The organism is Flindersiella endophytica (assembly GCF_054779015.1).
In genome coordinates, this window is the sequence record NZ_BAAGYY010000009.1 from 272,667 (window position 1) to 293,893 (window position 21,227).

The 21,227-nt window shown below is 69.8% G+C and carries 19 protein-coding genes and 1 pseudogene; 7 read left to right on the forward strand and 13 right to left on the reverse strand.

All coding sequences use genetic code 11. The annotated features are described in order from the left end of the window. Positions 1-17 precede the first annotated feature (17 nt). The 4 genes and pseudogenes from ACYVF6_RS06635 (at position 18) to ACYVF6_RS06650 (ending at position 5,476) form a co-directional block, all read left to right on the forward strand. The gene (locus tag ACYVF6_RS06635; RefSeq protein WP_460517148.1) at positions 18-1,481 is read left to right on the forward strand and encodes a purine-cytosine permease family protein; all 1,464 of its coding nucleotides are present in this window, start codon (positions 18-20) and stop codon (positions 1,479-1,481) included. Continuing rightward, positions 1,478-2,860: pseudogene (locus tag ACYVF6_RS06640) on the forward strand (serine hydrolase domain-containing protein). The gene ACYVF6_RS06635 and the pseudogene ACYVF6_RS06640 overlap by 4 nt, the downstream one beginning before the upstream one ends. A 10-nt stretch (positions 2,861-2,870) precedes the next feature. Further along, entirely contained in the window at positions 2,871-4,241 is a 1,371-nt protein-coding gene (locus ACYVF6_RS06645; protein ID WP_460517151.1) for a serine hydrolase domain-containing protein, read from the forward strand. Then, positions 4,241-5,476: a serine hydrolase domain-containing protein gene (locus tag ACYVF6_RS06650; protein WP_460517154.1), complete on the forward strand. Its 1,236-nt coding sequence runs from the start codon at positions 4,241-4,243 to the stop codon at positions 5,474-5,476. Before ACYVF6_RS06645 ends, ACYVF6_RS06650 begins: the two co-directional genes overlap by 1 nt. Here the strand turns inward: ACYVF6_RS06650 and ACYVF6_RS06655 are convergent. The 6 genes from ACYVF6_RS06655 to ACYVF6_RS06680 all read right to left on the reverse strand — a co-directional run bounded on the left by ACYVF6_RS06655 (position 5,453) and on the right by ACYVF6_RS06680 (position 10,866). Beyond that, the gene (locus ACYVF6_RS06655; RefSeq protein ID WP_460517156.1) at positions 5,453-6,454 is read right to left on the reverse strand and encodes an alpha/beta hydrolase; all 1,002 of its coding nucleotides are present in this window, start codon (positions 6,452-6,454) and stop codon (positions 5,453-5,455) included. The two genes, ACYVF6_RS06650 and ACYVF6_RS06655, sit on opposite strands and share 24 nt — an antisense overlap. A gap of 48 nt (positions 6,455-6,502) precedes the next feature. Next, positions 6,503-7,390, reverse strand: a complete 888-nt coding sequence (locus ACYVF6_RS06660; protein WP_460517159.1) for an SPFH domain-containing protein — start codon at positions 7,388-7,390, stop codon at positions 6,503-6,505. Then, positions 7,387-7,620 carry a hypothetical protein gene (locus ACYVF6_RS06665; RefSeq protein WP_460517162.1) on the reverse strand — a complete coding sequence of 78 codons (234 nt, stop codon included), beginning with the start codon at positions 7,618-7,620 and terminating at the stop codon, positions 7,387-7,389. The genes ACYVF6_RS06660 and ACYVF6_RS06665 overlap by 4 nt, the downstream gene beginning before the upstream one ends. Positions 7,621-7,718: 98 nt before the next feature. After that, positions 7,719-9,572, reverse strand: coding sequence for a phosphoenolpyruvate carboxykinase (GTP) (locus ACYVF6_RS06670; protein ID WP_460517165.1), 1,854 nt, complete (start codon positions 9,570-9,572; stop codon positions 7,719-7,721). A gap of 267 nt (positions 9,573-9,839) precedes the next feature. Next, a complete protein-coding gene (locus tag ACYVF6_RS06675) occupies positions 9,840-10,388 on the reverse strand; it encodes a hypothetical protein (protein ID WP_460517168.1) in 549 nt (182 codons plus the stop codon). 61 nt (positions 10,389-10,449) lie between these two features. Next, complete coding sequence (locus tag ACYVF6_RS06680; RefSeq protein WP_460517171.1) at positions 10,450-10,866, reverse strand: ArsR/SmtB family transcription factor; 417 nt, start codon at positions 10,864-10,866, stop codon at positions 10,450-10,452. Positions 10,867-10,973: 107 nt separating this feature from the next. Between ACYVF6_RS06680 and ACYVF6_RS06685 the strand changes: the two genes are divergently transcribed. Together ACYVF6_RS06685 and ACYVF6_RS06690 are read left to right on the forward strand one after the other, a co-directional pair. Continuing rightward, complete coding sequence (locus ACYVF6_RS06685) at positions 10,974-11,582, forward strand: TMEM165/GDT1 family protein (RefSeq protein ID WP_460517174.1); 609 nt, start codon at positions 10,974-10,976, stop codon at positions 11,580-11,582. Positions 11,583-11,761: 179 nt separating this feature from the next. Further along, positions 11,762-13,741 (forward strand): hypothetical protein, encoded by a 1,980-nt coding sequence (locus ACYVF6_RS06690; protein ID WP_460517177.1) that lies wholly within the window; start codon positions 11,762-11,764, stop codon positions 13,739-13,741. Here ACYVF6_RS06690 and ACYVF6_RS06695 read toward each other — a convergent pair. The 7 genes from ACYVF6_RS06695 to ACYVF6_RS06725 all read right to left on the reverse strand — a co-directional run bounded on the left by ACYVF6_RS06695 (position 13,692) and on the right by ACYVF6_RS06725 (position 19,590). After that, a complete protein-coding gene (locus ACYVF6_RS06695) occupies positions 13,692-14,138 on the reverse strand; it encodes a hypothetical protein (RefSeq protein WP_460517180.1) in 447 nt (148 codons plus the stop codon). The genes ACYVF6_RS06690 and ACYVF6_RS06695 overlap by 50 nt on opposite strands. A gap of 23 nt (positions 14,139-14,161) precedes the next feature. After that, positions 14,162-15,283 (reverse strand): hypothetical protein, encoded by a 1,122-nt coding sequence (locus tag ACYVF6_RS06700; protein WP_460517182.1) that lies wholly within the window; start codon positions 15,281-15,283, stop codon positions 14,162-14,164. Positions 15,284-15,543: 260 nt separating this feature from the next. Beyond that, complete coding sequence (locus ACYVF6_RS06705; RefSeq protein WP_460517185.1) at positions 15,544-15,951, reverse strand: thiol-disulfide oxidoreductase DCC family protein; 408 nt, start codon at positions 15,949-15,951, stop codon at positions 15,544-15,546. Beyond that, a complete protein-coding gene (locus ACYVF6_RS06710) occupies positions 15,941-17,428 on the reverse strand; it encodes a glycosyltransferase 87 family protein (protein ID WP_460517188.1) in 1,488 nt (495 codons plus the stop codon). The genes ACYVF6_RS06705 and ACYVF6_RS06710 overlap by 11 nt, the downstream gene beginning before the upstream one ends. 7 nt (positions 17,429-17,435) lie before the next feature. After that, a complete protein-coding gene (locus tag ACYVF6_RS06715; RefSeq protein ID WP_460517191.1) occupies positions 17,436-18,131 on the reverse strand; it encodes a glycosyltransferase family 2 protein in 696 nt (231 codons plus the stop codon). A 12-nt stretch (positions 18,132-18,143) separates the two neighbouring features. Beyond that, a complete protein-coding gene (locus tag ACYVF6_RS06720) occupies positions 18,144-19,112 on the reverse strand; it encodes a DUF5926 family protein (protein WP_460517194.1) in 969 nt (322 codons plus the stop codon). A 61-nt stretch (positions 19,113-19,173) separates the two neighbouring features. Beyond that, the gene (locus tag ACYVF6_RS06725) at positions 19,174-19,590 is read right to left on the reverse strand and encodes an ATP-binding protein (protein ID WP_460517197.1); all 417 of its coding nucleotides are present in this window, start codon (positions 19,588-19,590) and stop codon (positions 19,174-19,176) included. 313 nt (positions 19,591-19,903) lie between these two features. Here ACYVF6_RS06725 and ACYVF6_RS06730 point away from each other — a divergent pair, with 313 nt between their 5' ends. Beyond that, positions 19,904-21,211 (forward strand): type VII secretion-associated serine protease mycosin, encoded by a 1,308-nt coding sequence (locus ACYVF6_RS06730; RefSeq protein ID WP_460517200.1) that lies wholly within the window; start codon positions 19,904-19,906, stop codon positions 21,209-21,211. Positions 21,212-21,227: the final 16 nt, after the last annotated feature.

The window sequence follows — 21,227 nt, forward strand, 5'->3', positions numbered from 1 at the left end:
GTGGGAAACTTCCTGACATGTCATCAACTGCCGGCTCGGCCGGTTCGGCCCTCCAGGTCGAGCAGAACGGCATCAACGTCATCGCCGAGGACGAACGCAAGGGCGGCGCTCGCGACCTCTTCTGGCCCTGGTGCGCCGCGAACATCTCCGTACTCGCGATCAGCTACGGCTCGTTCCTGCTGGGCTTCGGCATCGGCGTTCCGCAGGCGATCGTGGCTGGACTGCTCGGCACCGTGCTGTCGTTCCTGCTCGTCGGCTTGGTGAGCCTGGCCGGCAAGCGCGGGTCCGCGCCCACGATGGTGCTGTCCAGGGCCGCTTTCGGCGTACGCGGCAACGCACTGCCGAGCGCCGCCTCCTACCTCCTGCTCGTCGGCTGGGAGACCGTGCTCGTGACGCTGGCCACGCTGGCGACCGTGACCGTTTTCGGACGGCTCGGCTGGGCGGATGGCACGCCGACGAAGATCGTCGCGTTCCTGGTGGTCGCGGCGGTGATCATCGTCGCGGGCTGCCTCGGGTTCGAGGCGATCATGCGGTTGCAGACCTGGCTGACGATCGGCCTGGCGGTGCTGACCGTCGGCTACATCGCGTTGTCGATCGGACGGTTGAGCGAGCCGGCACAAGCCGCCGCGGCCGCGCCCTCCAACGAGCCCACGGCCCTGTTCGGCGCGCTCATCCTCGCCGCCACCGCGCTCGGTCTCGGCTGGGTGAACGCCGGCGCCGACTACTCCCGCTATCTCCCGCGCAGTGTCTCCTCCAAGGGCGTCGTCGGCTGGACGACGTTCGGCGGCGCGATCGCCCCGGTCATCCTGATCGGCTTCGGCGTCGCGCTCGCCGCGGCCGACCCCAAGCTCAACGACGCCATCGCGACCGACCCGATCGGTGCGCTCACCACGGTGCTGCCGACGTGGTACCTCGTCCCGTTCGCGCTCGTCGCCGTCTTCGGCCTGGTCTCCGGCGCGGTGCTCGACATCTACTCCTCGGGCCTCACGCTGCTCACGCTCGGCCTGCGCATCAAACGATGGAAGGCCGCGCTGATCGACGGTGTGCTGATGGTCATCGGCACGATCTGGCTGGTGTTCTTCGCCAGCGACGTGATCGGCCCACTGCAGGGCTTCCTCATCACGCTGGGTGTCCCGATCGCGGCCTGGTGCGGCATCTTCGTCGCCGACCTCTTGCTACGCAAACAGCCTTACGCACAAGCGGATCTGTACGAGTCGAGCGGGAGGTACGGCGCGTTCGGCTGGGCCGCGGTCGGCACGATGGTCGTCGCGACCGTCGCGGGCTGGGGCCTGGTCGTCAACACCTACGCCAAGGCCCTTGCCTGGCAGGGTTTCCTGCTCGAGCCGCTCGGGCTCGGCCCGAAGCTGGACGGCCCCTGGACGTACGCCAACCTCGGCGTGCTGGTCGCTCTCGTCCTTGGTTTCGCCGGTTACCTGTTGACCGGGTTCGCCCGCGTGCGAGCCCAGGAAAGGAACACATGAGCCCGATCGCGCAATGGCTGAACCACAACTTCGCCGAACTCGTCGCCAAGCACGAAGTCCCGGGCGCCGCGATTGCCGTCCTACACAACGAACGGATCGACGAAGCGGCAGCCGGAACGCTGAGCATGCGTACGGGCGTCGACGTCACGACCGACTCGGTGTTCCAGATCGGTTCGATCACCAAGGTCTGACACACGACGCTCGCGATGCGGCTCGTCGACGAGGGCAAGCTCGACCTCGACCAGCCCGTACGCACGTACCTCCCGGGCTTCCGCGTCGCCGACGAGGAGGTCAGCGCGACCGTCACCGTACGCCGGCTGCTCTGCCACCTCTCCGGCTTCGAGGGCGACGTCTTCACGCCGACCACGACCGGCGAGGATGCGATCGAGAAGTACGTCGACGAGGTCATGCCGGGCATCCCCCAGCACGTACGGCCCGGTGAGCTCTACTCCTACAACAACGCGGGCTTCGTCGCGCTCGGCCGGATCGTCGAGGTGCTGCGCCAGATGCCGTGGGCGCAGGCGCTGCGGGAGGGCCTGCTTGATCCGCTCGGCCTGGACCGCGCGGCGACCAGTGCGACCGAGGCGATCCTGTACCGCGCGGCCACCGGCCACACCCGTCCGTCGCCGGACGCCGAGTTGGAGCCGGCCAAGGTGTGGGCGCTGTGCGACTCGACCGCGCCGGCCGGAGCGCTGCTGTCGATGTCGGCCCGCAACGTCCTCGCGCTCGCCCAACTGCACCTCTCGGGCGGCCTCGCGCCCGACGGCACGCGACTGCTGTCGGAGGCGAGCGTCGCGGAGATGCGGCAACGGCACGCCGAGGTGCCGGCGGTCGGCATCCGCGCGCGTGGCTGGGGTCTCGGCTGGGCGCTCTACGACTGGCCGGGCAGCGCCGTGATCGGTCACGACGGCGGAACGATCGGGCAGTCCGCGTTCCTCCGCTTCGTGCCGGAACGCGGCGTCGCGATCGCGTTGCTTACCAACGGCGGCCACACCATCCCGCTCTACACCGAGGTGTTCACCCACCTGCTCGGCGAGCTGACCGACGTCGAGGTGCCTCCGGTGGCGCAGCCGCCTGCCGCGCCGGAGCCGCTGGACAACCCCGAGCGCTACACCGGAACGTACGAGGTCGGAAGCGCCCGGCTCGACATCGAGGCCGACGGCGCGGGCCTCCAGCTCACCAGCACGCCGCAAGGCGATCTGGCCGAGGCGCTCGACTCGCCGCCCGACCGGATCGGCCTGGTGCGCCTGGATGGCGAGTCGTTCGTCGCGACCGAAACCCGCGAAGGGACCTATCCGCTCTATACGTTCGTTGGCGAAGATGAATCCGGCCGCGCGAAGTTCCTCCACACCGGGAGGGCGATTCCGCGGGTGAGCTGAAGGGGACGCGATGGGAAGCCTTGACGCCGTAGCACGCTGGCTGGACGACGAGCTCGCCGAGCTGGCCGCGGCGGCGGATGTTCCGGGAGCGACGGTCGCCGTCCTCGCCGGTGACGACGTGCTCGAACGGGCCACAGGTGTGCTCAACCTGCGTACCGGCGTCGAGGCCACCACCGACTCGGTCTTCCAGATCGGCTCGGTCACGAAGGTCTGGACGGCAACCCTCGTCATGCAACTCGTCGACGAGGGCCTGCTCGACCTGGACACGCCCGTACGCGAGTACCTGCCCGGCTTCCGCGTCGCCGACGAGAAGGCGAGCACGACCATCACTCCACGACACTGCCTCAGCCACACCAGCGGAGTCGAAGGCGACGTCTTCGTGGAGATCTGCCGCGGCGACGACGCGATCGAACGGTTCGTGACCGAAGTCCTGCCCGAGGTGCCGCAGCTGTTCTCGCCCGGCGAGATGTTCTCCTACTGCAACGCAGGGTTCACGATCCTGGGCCGCTTGATCGAGGTACTCAGAGGTCAGCCCTACCACGAAGTCCTGCTCGAACGGCTGGCCGAGCCGCTCGGCCTGCGGACCGTCTCGCCGAGAGCCGACGACGCGATCCTGCACCGGGCGGCGGTCGGGCACCTACGCTCCAACGGCGAGTGGGAGCCGGCTAGGAAGTGGGCGTCTGGTTTCGCCGGACAGCCCGCCGGGTCGATGCTGTCGATGACGGCGGGAGACCTGCTCGGCTTCGCCCGCAGTCATCTGAACGGCAGCGGCGCGGTGCTCGCCAGCGAGAGCAGGATGGCCATGCGGGTGCCACAGGTCGACCTGCCACCGACGGGCGGTGCCGCCACTCGCCAGGGCCTGGGCTGGGTACTCGAGGACTGGCCGGGCGGTCTGGTGATCGGCCACGACGGCGGGACGATCGGGCAGAATGCCAACCTGCGCATCGCCCCGGAGCACGGCGTCGCGGTTGTCCTGCTCTCCAACGGCGGCGAGACCGGCAAGCTGTTCCGGTCCGTCGTCGGGCACGTGTTCCAGGAGCTGGCCGGGATCGAGGTGCCCGGCGAGTCCGAGCCGTCCGAGCACCCAGAGCCCGTCGATCCGCGGAGGTACGTCGGCCGGTACGAGACACGGGTGGTCCGGGTCGACGTCGAGGCCGACGCGAACGGCGACCTGTGGCGGGTGATCCGGTTGCAGAACGAGCTCGCGGACATGCTCCAGAGGTCCGAGCCCGAGCGGCACCAGATCGTCCGCCTGAGCGGAGAAACGTTCATCACGATCGGTGAGAACGGGCACGACACGTTCGCGTTCGTCGGAGACGACGGCAACGGGAAGGCGGCCTTCTTCTTCGGCGGCGGCAGAGTGCGACCCAGGATGAGCTGATGAACCGGCTGGACGAGATCAAGGCTCGGCTGGACGGCCAGCTGCCCAAGCTGCTGCCCGAGTACGACGTGCCCGCGATGGCGATCGCGGTCTCGGCCGGCGACGAGCTGGTCGAGTCCACCACCGACCCGGACGCGGTGTTCATGCTCTGCTCGATCACCAAGGTCTGGACGGCGACGCTCGTCATGCAGCTCGTCGACGACGGCCTGGTCGAGCTCGACGCGCCCGTCCGCACGTACCTCCCCCGGTTCCGGGTCGCCGACCAGGCCGCCGGCGAACGGATCACGATCCGGCACCTGCTCGCCCACACGGCCGGCTTCGACGACCCCTCGCCGGAAGGGCCTGCGAGCGACGACGCCATCCGGTGGTACGTCGAGGAGGTCCTGCCGACCGTGCCTCAGCTGTTCCCGCCCGGCGCGCTCTACTCCTACGGCACCGGCTACGTCGTCCTCGGCCGGGTCGTCGAGGTGCTCAGAGGTCAGCCCTACAACGAGGTTCTGCGCGAACGGCTGGCCGAACCGCTCGGGCTGGAACGGTTCGACACCCGGCCGGACTGGAACGCCCCCAGCGGCACCACGCTCTCGGTGTCCGCCGGCGACCTGGCCCGCTTCGCCCACATGCACCTGCGCGGCGGAGTCACACCCGACGGCACCCGGATCCTCTCCGAGACGAGCGTCCGGACGATGCGCGAACCGCAGGTCGAGCTGCCGCGCGTCCGCTTCCGCAGCGGCCACCAGGGACTCGGCTGGAAGCTGTCGGACTGGCCCGGCGGTCCGGTGCCGGGACATGGCGGCGGTGGCCCCGGCCAGGAGTCGAACCTGCAGACCGCTCCCGCGCACCAGGTCGCGATCGCCGGGTTGTCGCACGGCGGCAGCGCCCACGCCTTGTTCCTCAGGCTGTTCGACGAGATCTTCGGCGAGCTGACCGACGTCCGCGTGCCAATGCCGCCGGGCCCGCCGCCCGAGCCGGCGCCACTGCCCGCCCCCGAGCGGTACACCGGACGGTACGAAGCGCTTCGTGGTTGGTTCGAGATCGAGACCTGCGAAGACTCCGGTCAGCTACTGGTGAGAAGCGCGACGGGTGGGCCGTTCCGCCTGGCCTGGCTGGGCGGCGACCGCTTCACGACCACCGAGACGCTGCGCGGAGTACACGTCCCCTACGCGTTCGCCGGCGACACCAGCGACGGCCGGGCGGCCTACTTCCACACCGCGTCAGCCTTCCCGCGCGTGGATTGAGCGCATCAGCATCGGGAACGACGCGTGCAGCTCGCGCTGCCAGTACGGCCAGCTGTGCGTGCCGGGCCCGTACAGGTTCGTTGTCAGCCGGACGTGCGCGGCCCGCGCATTCGCGATGAACGACTCGTTCTCGGCGAGCAGCGCCTGTTCGAGCGTGTCCACCGGTCGCGCGGGGTCGTCGAACGGACCGGGCCGGCCGTCGCCGCACGAGACGTACACCGGTATGCCGCGCAGCCGCCGCGCCAGGTCCGCCGGGTTGTGCGCGGCCCAGATCCGGGCCTGCTCCTCCGGGTCGCCCCACAGCGCTAGCGGATCGAAACCGTACGCGGCGAGGATCCCCTGCACCAGATCGGCACCCAGCCGGGTGTCGACCACACCGCTGTATGCCGCCGCGGACCGGAACATCCCCGGATGCCGTGCCGCGTACGAAAGCGTGCCGAAGCCGCCCATCGACAGGCCCGCGACCGCACGCCGGTGCCCGGCTCCGTAGCCGCGCTCCAGCAGCTGCCGTACCTCCGTCAGGTGGAACGTCTCCCACGCGGGCGGGCCGTACCTGCCGCCGTTCCACCAGTTGGAGTACCACCCGGTGTTGCCGGCCTCCGGCATCACGACCAGCACGCCCGTACGCGCGGTCAGCTCCTCGACGTCGGTGAGCGCGGTCCAGCTGGTGTAGTCGCCGCAGCAGCCGTGCAGCAGATAGAGCACCGGCCACTGCTTGTGCGAACCGGCCGACCAGCCCGGCGGAACCAGCAGGCGCACCTTGCTCTCCGCGTCCAGCGCGGGCGAGTCGATCGTGAGGTCGACCATCCGGTCGGACAGCCATTCCTCGCTCACGACCCGCGCGCCGTCGTCGGAAAGCAGGCCGGCGCGCGAAGGGGCACCTGCGGCGATCGCGGGCGCCCCTTGCGTGAGCAAACCGGCCAGCATGACCAGGACTCCGAGCAACCGCCGCAGTGTCCGAATCGTGGTCGCAGTCATGCCTGCATCGTGAACGCGGACCGGCGTCCTGTCCAGTGCTGTCGCGGCCTATTGGTTCTTGGCCGGCGGGTTCACGTTGATTCCGGTGCCGTTCGGGACCGGAACGACCGTCACCTTGCCGTCCTGGATGGCCTGGTAGAGGACGTACGCGTCCGGCCCGAGCACGTCGACGAGCGCCTTGATCGACTCCAGCTCGGTGCGCACCCGCGCGTTCTTCTGCTTCTGCGCCTCGTTCTGGGCGACTGCCTCCTGCTCGGCGGTCAGCGCCGCGCGGATGTTCTCCGGCGGAACCGGCGCCTGCAGCGTCAGCGACGGCTGCCCGCACTTGCCGGTGCCCGCGTACGACGGCTGGCAGAAGAAGTCGGCGCCGGCCTGGTCCTTGATGAACTGCGTCGCGAGCTCGGCGACCTTGGACTCCCACTCCTCCTTGACCTTCGGGTCGGAGTAGAGCTGCTTGTAGCCGTACTGCTTCGACACCGCGTCCATCGCCTTGTCGAGCGGCTGCTTGAGGTAGGTGTTGAGCATCTTCAGCCAGCCGTCGCCGGTCTCGCCGCTTTCCATCCACGCGCGGTACTTGATGCCGATCCGCTCGTGGAACTGTTTCAGCGTCTTGCAGTCGGTGTTGAGCGCGAACGTGGCCACACCCGACACGGTCATCGTGACGTTGTCCTTGGTGACGACGCTGATCGGGTTCGACTCCGAGCCTTCACCGGCGAAGACGTACGTACGCTGGCCGAACGGGTAGGTGTAGTGCATGTCGCCCGGGCCGTCCCACTCACGGTTTCCAGGGTTGACGCAGACGTCGAACTGCGTGTCCGAGACGGGCCCCGCGTTGTAGGTCAGCCCTACTTCGTCAGGATTCGTGCTGACCCCCGTACACCCGGCAACCAAACCCACCGCGGCGACAGCAGCCAGGGCTGCGACTGCTCTCTTCATTTGCCAAGTTCCTTCTTCTCGTAGGTGCGGATCTCGTCGATGATGATCGTGCTCAGGCTGGGGTCGAGCTCGCGCTGGTCCCAGGCGATGTCCTTCACCCTGGCGAGCAGCTCGCGAAGGTCAGCCCGCTCCCGGCGCAGTTGGGCGGCCTGCCGCCACGAAGTGATGGCGAGCAGGATCGAGGTCACGATCACGGCGACCGCGAAGATGATCGGGACGAACCGGAGCATGGCACCCATGGCACCCCCAAACGCAGAGATGGGTCCTGCCCGAAGTTCGGACAGGACCCAATTCTGTCAGGGATGCTGTAGGAGCAGTCCCGGCCTCGTCAGTCGAGCTGGTGCCGCAGAACGTCGAGCTCGGCCCACAGGCCGGCCGGCATCGCTTGGCCGAACTTCTCGAACCACTCGGTGATCTCGGGCAGCTCGGCGCGCCACTCCTCGGCGTCGACGTTCAGCAACGCTTCGAGGTCGCCGCGGGACAGGTCGAGGCCGGAGACGTCGAGCGACTCGGGCGTCGGCACGTAACCGATCGGCGTCGTCCGAGCGTCGCCCCGGCCCTCCAGGCGGTCGACGATCCAGGAGAGCACCCGGCTGTTCTCGCCGAAGCCGGGCCACAGGAACGAGCCGTCGTCGCCGCGCCGGAACCAGTTCACGTAGAAGACCTGCGGCAGCATGCGCGGGTCGTGCTGCTTGCCCACGTGCAGCCAGTGCGCGAAGTAGTCGCCGCCGTTGTAGCCGAGGAACGGCAGCATCGCCATCGGGTCGCGGCGCACGACGCCGACCTTGCCGACAGCGGCCGCGGTCGTCTCGGACGAGAGCGTGGCACCCATGAAGACGCCGTGCGCCCAGTCGCGGGCCTGGGTGACCAGCGGGACGGTCGTCGCGCGCCGGCCGCCGAAGATGATGGCGGACAGGGGTACGCCAACCGGGTCGTCGTACTCCGGCGCGAGGATCGGGCACTGCCTGATCGGCATGCAGAACCGGCTGTTGGGGTGGCTGGACAGCTCGCCGGTGTCGGGCGTCCAGTCCCTGCCGTGCCAGTCGGTGAGGTGGGCGGGCGGCTCGTGGGAGTACCCCTCCCACCACACATCACCGTCGTCGGTCAGCGCGACGTTGGTGAACAGCGCGTTGCCGCGCTCGATCGTGCGCATCGCGTTGGGGTTGGTCTTCCAGCCCGTGCCGGGTGCGACACCGAAGAAGCCGTACTCCGGGTTGACGGCGTACAGGCGGCCGTCGGCACCGAAGCGCATCCACGCGATGTCATCGCCGAGCGTCTCGACCTTCCAGCCCTTGAGCGTCGGCTCGAGCATCGCCAAGTTCGTCTTGCCGCAGGCGCTCGGGAACGCCGCCGCGATGTAGTGGACCTCGTTCTTCGGCGAGGTGAGCTTGAGGATCAGCATGTGCTCGGCCAGCCAGCCCTCCTCTCGCGCGATGGTGCTGGCGATGCGCAGGGCGTAGCACTTCTTGCCCAGCAGGGAGTTGCCGCCGTACCCGGAGCCGTACGACCAGATCTCCCTGGTCTCCGGGAAGTGCGAGATGTACTTGGTGTCGTTGCAGGGCCAGGTGACGTCGTGCTCGCCCGGCTCCAGCGGAGCGCCGACCGAGTGCAGGCAACGAACGAACGGTGCGCTCGTGCCCATCGCGTCGAGCACGGTCTGGCCCATCCGCGTCATGATGCGCATGGAGATGGCGACGTACGCCGAGTCGGTGATCTCGACGCCGAACAACGGCTCGGGCGCGTCGAGCGGACCCATGCAGAACGGGACGACGTACATCGTGCGCCCGCGCATGCTGCCCTCGAAGCGGCCGCGCAGCTCGCGCTTCATCTCCGCCGGAGCGACCCAGTTGTTGGTGGGGCCGGCGTCCTCCTCGCGCTCGGAGCAGATGAACGTGCGCTCCTCGACGCGGGCGACGTCGGACGGGTCGGTGCGCGCCCAGAAGGAGTTCCGCTTCTTACCGGGGTTGAGCCGGACCAGGGTGCCCTGGGCGACGAGCTGGTCGGTGAGCTCGACCCATTCGGCCTCGGACCCGTCACACCAGTGGACGCGGTCGGGCTGGCACAGGGCGACGGCCTCGTCGACCCAGGCACGCAGGTCGGCATGGCTGAGGTGCGCAGGGGCGGCGGCAGGAGTTGTGTAGGCGGCGGGTGTAGCGAGCGTGGGCTCGGTCGTCGTCGACATGGCTTCGACGGTAGGAGCGGAAGCCATGACTTCAGAGTGTGAAGGGTCACACCGAGCGATTGGGTGAACGCTTTCCGGCAAGTTGCTTCAGTTGGACTGAAGAGGCTTGCAGCTGACTGCCGTCTTCTTGCGGTTGTGGGCTGAGACTTGCAGCAGTGGTACGAACCAGGCCATACCTGATCGGCAGCTCCGCCACTATGAGAGGTATGTCCGAGCCGGGTGGCTTCCAACACCGGCCGGCGGCTCGGACGTACCTCCTCTGCCGAACTAGAGATCGATGACGTGCCGGGCGACTTCCTCGCCCGTCCTGTCGTAGCCGATCAGCTCATGGGCCCGGTCGGGAGCTTCGATCCATGTACCGGCGTAGCGGAAGTGATCGGGTCGTACGTCCGGCCCCACGGGCAGCGGGATTCGCTTGCCGGCGTCGGTGACGACCACGGCGAAGACGACGCCGGGGCGCACGGTGCCGGCGACGAACTGGCCGTAGAAGCCGTCGTACCGGCTGACGCCGATGTCGCCTGGCTCAGGCGTCAGGAACGTACCCGACCACCCCTCGCCGTTCCCCTCCTCCGGGTGCGAGAAGTAGGCCGACTCCCAGCCGTTGGCGTCGATCCCGATCACCCACTTCGCGTGGGTGTTTCGGCCGCACAGGGCCACGGTCTGCTCGGGCGGGATCGTCGTACGGCAGTAGCCGGACGTGCTCGTTCTCTCGACGGGCGCGGAGGCGTTCGCCGGGCCGGCGAGGAGAAGTCCCGCCACGCCACAGATGCCGGCCATCAACCCCAGCAACCGGACAAGTCTCGACTTCGGATTCATACCCGTAAGACTCATCCGCCGGTTGGCAAGTTGTACGCCGGACCAGAAAGACGCGACAGCCTTACCGTGCCGGGTGGCGAGGCTCCGGTGGATCGGGCGCCAGCGAACCGTCCGGGGCGATGTGCTGGAAGACCTGGTCGACGAGCGTGAGGACGTGCGGGTCTTCGACGGCGTAGATCTGGCGCCGGCCCTCGCGGCGGGCGGCCACCAGGCCGGTCAGGCGGAGCTTGGCCAGGTGCTGGCTCACCGCGGCCACGCTGGCTCCGGTCAGCTCGGCCAGCGAACCCACGTCGTGTTCGTTGCGCGCCAGCAGCCACACGAGGTGGAGGCGCGTCGGCGCCGAGAGCATGTCGAACGTCTCGGCCGCCGCGCGTAGCTGCGGGGCGGTCAGCTCGGCCGGGCCGGCACCACTGTCGGCGCCGGTGCCGTCAGCCACCGGTGCCGATCCCGAGCCTGCCGCGGTTTCCGCCGGGTCCACGCATCGATTCTGTCCGATCCACACCAACTCTGTCCCGGCGGGCGTGATTGTGGTCACAACACTCAACCACTTGTTCATTTGCGCAACTGCTTGAATAATGGGTTGACGTGGATCTCGGAGTCGGCCTGACCGCGTTCGCGCTGATCGTTCCGGTGGAGTTGCCGGACAAGACGTTCGTTGCGACGCTGGTGCTGGCTACCCGCTTCCGCGCCGCACCGGTCTGGCTCGGAGTCGGGCTGGCGTTCGTGATCCAGAGCCTGGTCGCGGTCATCGCCGGTGGACTGATCTCGGCGCTGCCGGAGACGTACGTCCACATCGCGTCGATGCTGCTGTTCGCAGTCGGCGCCATCCTGCTCCTGCGCAGTGCGCGGCGCGCCGACCAGAACGAGGCCGAGCAGGAGCACGAGTTCGAGAAGAAGATGACGGACGGGCCGGTGGGCGGCTGGCGAGCGGTCGGCACCAGCTTCCTCGTCCTGTTCGCTGCCGAGTGGGGTGACCTCTCGCAGCTGCTGAGCGCCGGTATGGCCGCGCGCTTCGGCGCACCGGTCGAGGTGTTCATCGGCTCGGTGGCCGGCCTGCTGCTGGTCTCCGGCGTGGCCGCGCTGGCGGGGCGCACGATCCTCAAGCGGGTACGCCTCAGCCTGGTCCAGACGATCGGCGGCCTGGTCTGCGCGGGCCTTGCGGCCTTCACTGCGGTCCAGCTGATCCTGAGCTGAACGCGCGGAGGGGGCACGAAGGCAGCAGAGCAGCTCTCTGCCGATCTCCACTGCCGCTCAGCCGATCCTGAGCCAAGGTGCGCGCACGATCCACGCGGGCCGAACCGCGGCTGCTGCCGGACTCGCGGGCTTGACCGTTATCCGGCTGATCCTCGGCCGGCAGCCCATACGCTTGGCCGGTGAAACCCGGTCGGCTGCTGCTCGCCGCGCTCCTGGCAACGCTCGCACTGGCCGTCGCCGCGCCAGCGGTCCGGGCGGCCGGAGCCGAGCGCGTCGTGCTCGCCGGCATCGGCGGGTTGCGCTGGTCCGATGTCAACCGGTCGGACACACCCACGCTGTACGCGCTGGCCGGGCGCGGTGCCATCGGCACGCTCAGCGTCCGTACCGCCGGCGACGTTACCTGTCCCGACGACGCCTGGCTCACGCTGTCGGCCGGCCAGCGTGCGACCGCGGGCTGCAGGGCAGGTTCGAAGTCGTGGGCGGAGCTCGCCGCCGAGCAGCGCAAGGCCGGCTACCAGACGCGGATCGGCCTGCTCGGCGAGGCGCTTCGGGCCACCGGCGTCTGCGCGACCGTGACGGGAAAGGGCGCCGAGCTCGCGGTCACCGGTGCGAGCCGGCAGGCCGCCTGCCGGCTGACGGTCGCCGACCTCGGCGCGCTCCCGCTGAACCGCGACCAGCGCCGAGCAGCGGTCCGCGCCGCCGACCGCCGGCTGGCCGAGCTCGCGGCCGCGGCCGGCGCCAACTCCACCGTGCTCGTCACCGGGCTGTCCGACGAGCCGGACGCCACCACGACCTCGCTCCGGCTCGGCCTGGCCGCCGGCCCCGGCTTCGCACGCGGCTGGCTCGGCTCCTCCTCCACCCGGCAGCCCGGCCTGGCCCAGCTCACCGACCTCACGCCGACCCTGACCAGCCTGCTGGGCATCCGCACAGGCCACCAGTTCGTCGGCAGCCCCTGGCGTACAGTCGGCGAGCGCCCAGGCAACCTGGACGACGCCATCGCGCAGCTGAACGGCTTCGACACCGCCGAGCGCGTCGTCCGCCAGCAGTCGATGTGGCTGTTCGCCGGCCTGGCGGTGATCCAGCTGCTGGCCTACGGCATCGCGATCCTGGCCAGGCGCAGCCGTCCGGCAGCGATCGCCGCCCTGCTCGCCGGCGCCGTACCGGTCTCGGCGTTCCTCGCCGATCTGGTGCCCTGGCCGACCGCCCAGCACCCGGCGGTGACGCTGTGGATCGCCCTGCTGACCTCCACCGCGGTGCTCGCGGCAGCCGCCTGGCTGACTGCCTACCTCACCAGGCGGCGCTTCCCTTGGCTCGCGCCGACCGTGCTCGCCGGCGTCACCACCGTCGTCCTCGCCGCCGACGTGATCACCGGCTCGAGACACCAGACCGGCAACCTGATGACGCCCGGAGACCTGCCCGTGGTGGGCGGCCGGTTCTTCGGCTTCGGCAACGTCGCGTTCTCGATCTTCCTGACCAGCGCGCTGTTCCTCGCCGGCGGCGTCGCGGCCCAGCTCCAGCAGGCCGGACGACGCGCCTGGCCAGCCGCCCTGGCGATCGGAGCGGCGGCGGTGCTGGTCGACGGCTGGCCCGACTGGGGCGCCGACTTCGGTGGCATCCTGGCCGCCGTCCCCGCGGTCGTCGTGCTCACCGCCGGCGTCGCCGGCCTCCGGCTCACACCGAAGCGAGTGCTGCTCACCGCGCTCGCCGCAGTCGCAGCCGTCACGCTGCTCGCCGTCGCCGACTGGCTCCGGCCGCCCGAGAGCCGTACGCACCTGGGCGGCTTCGTCCAGCAGGTGATCGACGGCGACGCGCTGCCCGTGGTCGTACGCAAGGCCGAGATGAGCATCGGAACGGTCACCACCGGCGGACCACTGGCCTGGCTCGCGATCGTGGTCCTCGGGCTGGCCGCCGCCGTCGCGCTCAGGCCTCGACGCTTCAAGGCGAACGGCCTGTCAGATGCGTACGAGGCCTTGCCAACGCTGCGCCCCACGGTGCACGCCGTGCTCGTACTCGGCGTCGTCGGCTTCGCGATGAACGACTCCGGGCTGATCGTGCCTGCGGTCGTGTTCGCGGTCGCGCTGCCGCTCACCGCGCTCGCTGTGACCCTGTCTAGGGCAGCACGCTCTGTACGGCAGCCGCGATCCGCGCCTCCCTGGTAGGGCCCGGCCGCGCCTCCGCCACGAAGCCGATCAGGTGCCGCCGCTGGGCCGGATCCAGCCCGTCGACGTCGACGCCTGCCGCCGCGAGTGCCGCGGCCAGGTCGGCCGGCATCCGCACGCCGCGGGCCTTGGACGCCAGCCGCAGCGTGCCGTCCCACTCGTCGGGCAGGATCACGCCCGCCTCCAGCGGATAGACGATCGTGATGTCGTCCAGCGTCATCACCCGGACCTGAACGGGCGGGTGCGGAGGCCGAAGCAGTTGGGCCGGCCGATAGCTGTCGTGACCGCTGATCCGGTCGGACAGGACATAGGCGGGTACGACATCAGCTCCAGTGCCGTTGTCGAATCGCCGGGCTCGGACGACCACCTCGAAATCTTCGGGCTGTTCTTCTGGCATCGCCGTTGGCTCGAACCGCTTTCTCACATGCTGGGGCCGGTCAGCGGGGCCCCGGCGTAGGTGGAGTACCACAGGGACCGGTAGCAGCGCCAGCGTTCGGGCACCAGTCCGCGCGCGGCGGTGAGCCGCTCGATGTGCGCGCGAGCCTGCAGGTAGTACTCGACGTTGTCGGCGTCCGGCGAGCGCAGCACGTTCATGAGCGGGGTGTGCGCCTGGTAGATCTGGATCGAGGGGAAGACCGTCGTGTGGGGCAGCAGCTCCGACAGGAACGCGATCATCTCGTCGAACGGGTCCAGGCCGACGATGTAGGTGAACGAGGTGTCGAGCCCGGCGGCCTTGGCGCGGGCCAGCAGGTCGGGCATCTGACTGGGCCGAAGGCTCGCCTTGGACGCCTTCAGCAGAACGTTGCGCCGCGATGCGCACTCCGCGGTCAGGAACAGCAGGAACGGCGCCGACCGCTTCGCCAGCCGGGCGAACGCGTCGTCGGAGCGCAGCACCGAGGTCAGGAAGCCGATCCGCGCGGGTACGTCGTGCGCGTCCAGCACTCGCCGTAACGTCTCGATGTGCTCGAGCGCCGCCGACTCGGTGTGGAAACAACCGGTCGAGACCGTGATGTCGGTCAGGTCGGACAGCGAGCTGCCTGCGGGCAGCTCGGCCGTCAGGCCGGCCAGCAACTGGGAGAGCTCGTCGTCGAGGCGTAACCGCGGGTCGACGGCCGCCTCCAGCGTCGTCGGGCAGAACGCACACCCCGTGCACCGGCTGCGGGAGTTGGGGTTGAGCGTCGCGGCTCGCCAGGCGGTGCCGTCCCAGCAGCGCAGATAGCCAGAGACGGCGTCATCGGCGGCGGACCGGCGGATCACCGCGACCGTACGGTTGTCGACGACGAGGTTGTCCCCGACAACCTCGAAAGGTGAGGCGTCCTGGCCGGACGGGACGACGACCAGGCGTTCCTCGACATCACCAGGCACGCTGACGTAGAGCCGGACCCGGGCGCCCATCGGCGTCCGCAAGCCATACACGTTGAGTGCGATCAGCAGGACATCTGTCCAGCTCGTAGCCGTGTCGCCGGCCAGTTGCCGCCACCGGCCGAGCCGGTCATTCTGTGTTGACGTCCCCCACTGCGACTCCAGATCCACGACCCTCATCGGCACCACCACTCCTCGCGTTGGACTTATCGGACGAATCGCCCATATATGCCACTTTCCGCGTATAGAGACGTGGTTACGTCGAATCGCGTTCCGTAGCAGATAAATTCCGCATTGTGGTGCTCATGAGATTGGACAGCACCGTCCAACCCCGCGATTAAGACGACCTTGCACGGGAGAAAGGTTCCTTTCAGTCCACACCTGGCCAGGATGCGAACCCGCGGGCCGACCCGGACATATATAGATGCCCTCGTTCGACCCTACGAATCTCCGTCTCCTCTTGACAGGGAACGAGCCGATGGCAGGGCGCACGCCGGTGTGCCGCCCGGAAGCCGGTGCCGATTTGCCGCGACCAGCCGGTATCCCACGTACGCCAGCCAGCGGATCGGCGGGATCCGGAGCGTCCAGCCCAGCACCGCCCACCACGAGCCCGCGTCGATCAGCAACGCCGCGACCGCTTGTGCGCCGCCACGAACGCCGCCATCCCGGCCGACCCAGACCACCTCGTGCTCGGCCTGCTCGCGGGTGGTGCCGAGCTCGGCAAGATCGGCGAACTGCCAGGGCTCGACGGTCCCGCTGGTCGGGATGTGTTCCTTGATCAGGTCCGCGGTGCGAGTGCAGAACGCACAGTCGCCGTCGAAAAGCAGGACGGGCCGCTCACGGTTCATGTGTCCATTGTCGCCGACGGTGCCGAAGACACCAACGAGCCAGGAGGGCGAACAACGCGATCTCGGCCGCCACCGCCACGGTGTCGCGTAGCCGGGCGGTGATCAGCGCCAGCCCGGCGGGCAGTTCGACCACGCGGCCGGGAACGTATGCCGCGGCGACGATCAGCGTGCGGGCCAGCAGCAGGCGGTCGAGGCCGCCGGCACCGAGCGCCGCGAGCGGCACCCAGGCGATCAGGTCGTACCACGGCAATGTGTACGGCCAGCAGAACAGCCAGGCGAGGCTGAGGATGGCCGCGGTACGGACGGCAGCCGGCGTCGGGTCGTCGATCTCCGGTCCGGTCGTTGCAGGCGACGGCAGGGCCCGGGCGAGCAGAACGGCGACCACGACGATCGTCGCCAGCGCGGCCACGGTGACGATCCGGCGCGCGACCGGCTCCGGGACCACGAACAGGTGGAGCGGACTGAACAGCAGCTTCCACGGCGAGTGCGGCGCGATGTACCCCGACAGGCCCCCGAGCCCGCCGATCGCGTGGCGTGAGGCGACGGCGTACGCACCGGTGAGAACGATCGCCGAGCCCGCGCACAGCGCTGCCAGCCGGCGTGGAGAGCGCCGCAGCGCCCACAGCAGCGCCAGGCCGTACAGGCCCATCGACAGCTTCATCGCACCCGCGACGCCGAGCAGCAGGCCGGAGCCGAACGCGGTCCTGCGTACGACGACGAACGCGGCCACCGCGAACAACACCGCCTGCGCGTCGTTGTGTGAGCCGGCGACGACCGTCCAGATCAGTAGAGGGTTGGCCAGGACGAGCAGCAGCGCCCGCTGAGTGCCGCCGCTCTCGCCGCGGCTCTTGTCACGGCTCTCGTCATGGTTGGCGAGCCGGGCGACGAGCAGTCCGGTCGCGGCGAACGCGAGCGCGTTCAGCAGGTGCAGCCACCACACGGTCGCGTGCGTCGAGCCGTGGCCGAGCCAGGCGGCCGCCTGCTGCAGCCAGGTGGTGATCGGGCCGTACACCGACGTGATGTGCTGCCAGGGCGGCTCGGTCGCGCCGATCACCGGGTCCGGGCCTGTGACGTGGACAGCAGACTGTGGCGAGGTGACGTAGGGGTCGCCGCCGAGCTCGGCGATCCGGCCGTACGCCGCGTACATCAGCACGTCGCCGGAGCCCATCGGCGGTACCAGCGCGACGGCCGCGACCAGCAGCACCCCGAAGCCGGCGAGCCGGGACGGGCGCGGCCGCCAGCCCGCGGCAAGCGCGCACAAGCCGAGGTGGACGCCGTACCCACCGATCGCGAGCGCCAGCAGGACGAGCGCGACGACGAGCCAGGGTGAGGGGTGGACGTCGAGCCAGTACGGCGGCAGCCACGGCCGGCGCTGTGGCAGCGTGAGCACCACCGCCGACGGACCGAGCAGGCCGGTCAGCACGATCAGCGCGGTGGACGCCCCCAGGCACAGCAGAGCCCGGCTTCGCGTGGTCACGCCGTACTCACGTGGGAAACGCGCCGCGCCGGCGCAGCGCCGCGGCGACGTGCAACCACTGCTTGCCGCGGTGAAGGTAGCCGCGCACGTCGTTGCCGGTCGCCCGGTGGCGGAAGTCGGCCGGCACCTCGGCGACCCGGAAGCCCTTGCGTACCAGGTCGATCGTGAGTCCGGTCTCGATACCGAAGCCCGTCGCGAGCGGCAGCCCGGCCTCGAACGCCTTGCGGGTCAGGCAACGCTGGCCCGACAACGGCTGCGCCATCCGTTGCCCACAGGCGCGTTCGATGCCGTCCCGCGCGAGCCGGACGACGAAGCCGTGACCGCCGGCACCGGCCTGCACAGGCAGCGTCGCGATCGTCATGTCGGCCTCGCCGGCGAGCACCGGCTCGATCAGCGGTCCGGCGTTCGCGGCCGTCTCGCCGAGGTCGGCGTCCAGGAACAACAGCGGACGCGGCTCGACCGGGTCGGACTCCGTCACCGTACGAGCGCCGGTCTCGAGGGCGGCCGCCTTGCCGCGGGAACGGGGATGCGAGACCACCACCGCACCGGCTTCGAGCGCGATGTCGGCGGTCGCGTCCGACGAGCCGTCGTCGACGACCACGACGAGGTCCACCGGCCCGAGCTCCGCGGCCGCGCGAACGGTCGCGGCCACCCGGTCCGCCTCGTCGCGGGCCGGGATCACCACCGCGACCCGCGCGGCCATGGGTATCCGGTCCTACCGGATCGTGATCTGGCGGCTCAGCAGGCCGTCGCGGGCGTGGCGCTGCTCGACCGTGAGCGGGCTGGTCTCGGCGACCGCCTCGGCCAGTCGCTGGGCCAACTCGGCGGCGGGCTCCTCGAGTGCCTCGGCCGTGGTCTCGGGCGCGAGCTCCCACACCGGGATGCCCAGCCCGAACGCGCGGTAGGATCCGATCAGCTTGCTGCCCTCGGCGACCGCGCTGGCGCCGGCCGCGTGCAGGCGGGCGAGGCCGTCGAGCAGTCGCTCCTCCTCGTGCGGCAACACCCAGCGCAGGTGGCGCTTGCTGCCGGAGTCGACCCAGTAGGCCGCCTCGACCATGGTCAGGCGTTCGGTCGGATCGATCGCGGCGTTGACCCGCTCGAGTGAGGCGTTGACGTCCGGGTCGTCGGCGTCTGCCTCGTCGACCCAGAAGCTCACGTCGGACTGGACGGTCACCTGCGGCGCGACGCTGGTCTCGACCAGGTCCTGCAGCCGGGGCGAGCCGTCAGAGGTCTGAGGCACGACCTCGACGGCCTGGCCCGGCTCGAGCTCCAGCGCGGCGGCGAGCGTCGCGCCCAGGTCGCGGCTCGGGTCTCCGGAGCCCGGGTCCTGCACCTGGGTGCCGAGCCAGACGGTGCCGGACTGGCGTACCAGCGCGGGCATCGCGAGCGGAAGGATCGTCGCCAGCAGCACGTCGCGGCCGGCGTGGTCACCGGACAGCTTCAGCGGGGACGTCGCCACCGGAACGAACGAACGCAGCGCCACCCAGTCGCACTCGCCCGCCAGGCCTTCGAACGGGCGGGCCGGCGGCATCGGGCGTGCCCGGTGGGCGGCCATGCCGTGGCACTGCTTGTAGCGCTTGCCGGATCCGCAGGGACACGGCTCGCGTGGTCCGACGACGGCGACCTCGCCGGCATCGATCGTTGCCGGCCGGCCTGCCGGCTGACGGCGCGACTTCTTGCCCATGGTCGACCTCGCTATCGCATGATGTCTTCGCGCGAGAGCGTACCGGGCGGACCGCGGAGGGTCAGCGCAGGGAAAGCACGGCGTAAACCGTGGTGCCACGACCCTCGCGACGAACGCCCCACGTCGCGGACAGGTCGGAGACGATCGCCAGCCCACGGCCGCCGAGCGCGGACACGGGCAGGTTGAGCACCCTAGGGTGAGTCGGACCGCCACCATCGGTGACGGAGATCTCGACGGCGCCCGGCAGGAACGACCACGCGACCCGGACCATCCCGGGCGGCAGCGGGCGGGCATGCCGCAGGGCGTTGCCGAACAACTCCGAAAGAATCAGGACCGCATCCTCGATGCGGTCTTCGGGCACACCGACCGTACGCAGATCCATCGCAAGCCGCCGCCGGGCGTGCCACACGCTCGCCACTTCGAACGGCAGCGCGAGGGCGATAGCGGGAGCCGACCCCTCGATCGCAGCCACTGTCACGCCTTCTCCTCAGGCCTCCGCGCCAGCCGTACCCCATCTGGCCCATCGAGCCGCTGTACGAGCATGAGGCATAGCTTCCCGGACCGGAGACCCCGAAAACCCCTTGTTTGTGACCGGGACAGGACGCCCAACGTACTCTGTTGCCAACATCCTGTATAGACCGCATCCAATGCAACGAAACGTCCGATGTCCAGTGCGGATCTGATGAATCTCGCTCGGTAGGCCCGATGGGCGCGAACGGGCGGACACGGGCCCAGCGAACACCAGGGTGACGAAGGTAGTCTCACTATCCGTGAGGCGACAGGGGAGACTTGTGCGAGCACGCCACATCGGAGCCGCGACGGCGGCCGCCGCGATCATGCTGCCCATACTCGCCGCCGGGCCGGCGGCCTCTGCCACTCCGGCCCGCGGGCCTGCGCAGCTGCGTCTCGAGTTGCAGGACTGCGAGGTGGAGGCGAGGGCCGCGAGCAGCAAGGTGCCGTGGGAGCAGGAGCAGACCCGGTTCAAGGACGTCTGGTCCATGTTCGGCAACAAGGGCCAGAACATCACGGTCGCCGTGGTCGACAGCGGACTCCAGCTCGACGAGAGGCAGAGCACCAACGCGAACTACCCCGTCCATCCGCAGCTGAAGGACATGAGGGTCGTGCCAGGTGCCGACTTCACCAACTCTCCAGGACTCAGCGAGCGGAACGACTGCGACGGTCACGGCACGGGCGTGGCCAGCATCATCGCCGCCCAGTCCTGCGTGGCCTGCAAGGACGACGCCGGCAAGCCGATCAAGGTCCCGTTCGTCGGCGTCGCGCCCGAGGCCACGATCATGCCGATCCGCGTCAAGGACAAGAAGGACGACAGGGTCGACAGCGAGGCGATCGGCAAGGGCATGCAGTTCGCCGTCGACCAGGGCGTCGACATCATCAACGTCTCGCTGGAGACGACCCAGGACTGGCCCTCGATCCGGGCCGCGGTGAAAGCGGCGTACGACAAGGGAATCGTCATCGTCGCCGCGGCCGGAAACCACGGCGACTCCGTCGCCTATCCCGCGAAGTACGCCGCGCAGTTCCCCAACGTCATCTCCGTCGGCGCGATCGATGAGAACGGCGCCATGATGCCGGAGAGCGGCAAGGCCTCCAACGCCACGATCGCAGCTCCCGGTGTGGGTGTGCACACGGCCGAGTCCTTCTTCGGCAACGGCAACGACCAGGGTGCCGGCGAGACGGGCACCAGCTTCGCCGCACCGTTCGTCAGCGGCGTGGTGGCGTTGATGAAGGTCCAGTTCCCCGACCTCACTCCGGCTCAGATCCGCAGGCGCCTGGAGCTGACCGCGATCCGGCCGGGCATCGACGTCCCCGACCCGCAGATGGGCTACGGAATGATCGATCCGGTGGCCGCGATCACCAAGATCGTTCCGAGCAACGTCGACCCGCGTCCGACCGTTCCGGGCGGCCAGGTCATCCCCGACCTCCCGAAGCAGGCCGCGGCCGACACCCGGGTCCGCGACCTCGCGTTGCTCGCGTTCGGCATCGCCGCCGGACTCGCGCTGGCGACCCTGGCCTTCGCGACCGTCTACCGCCGCGGCCGCGCCCGCAGCTGGCGCCCGGGCGTACAGCGGCCCGCCGCCTAGACGATCTATGCAGTAC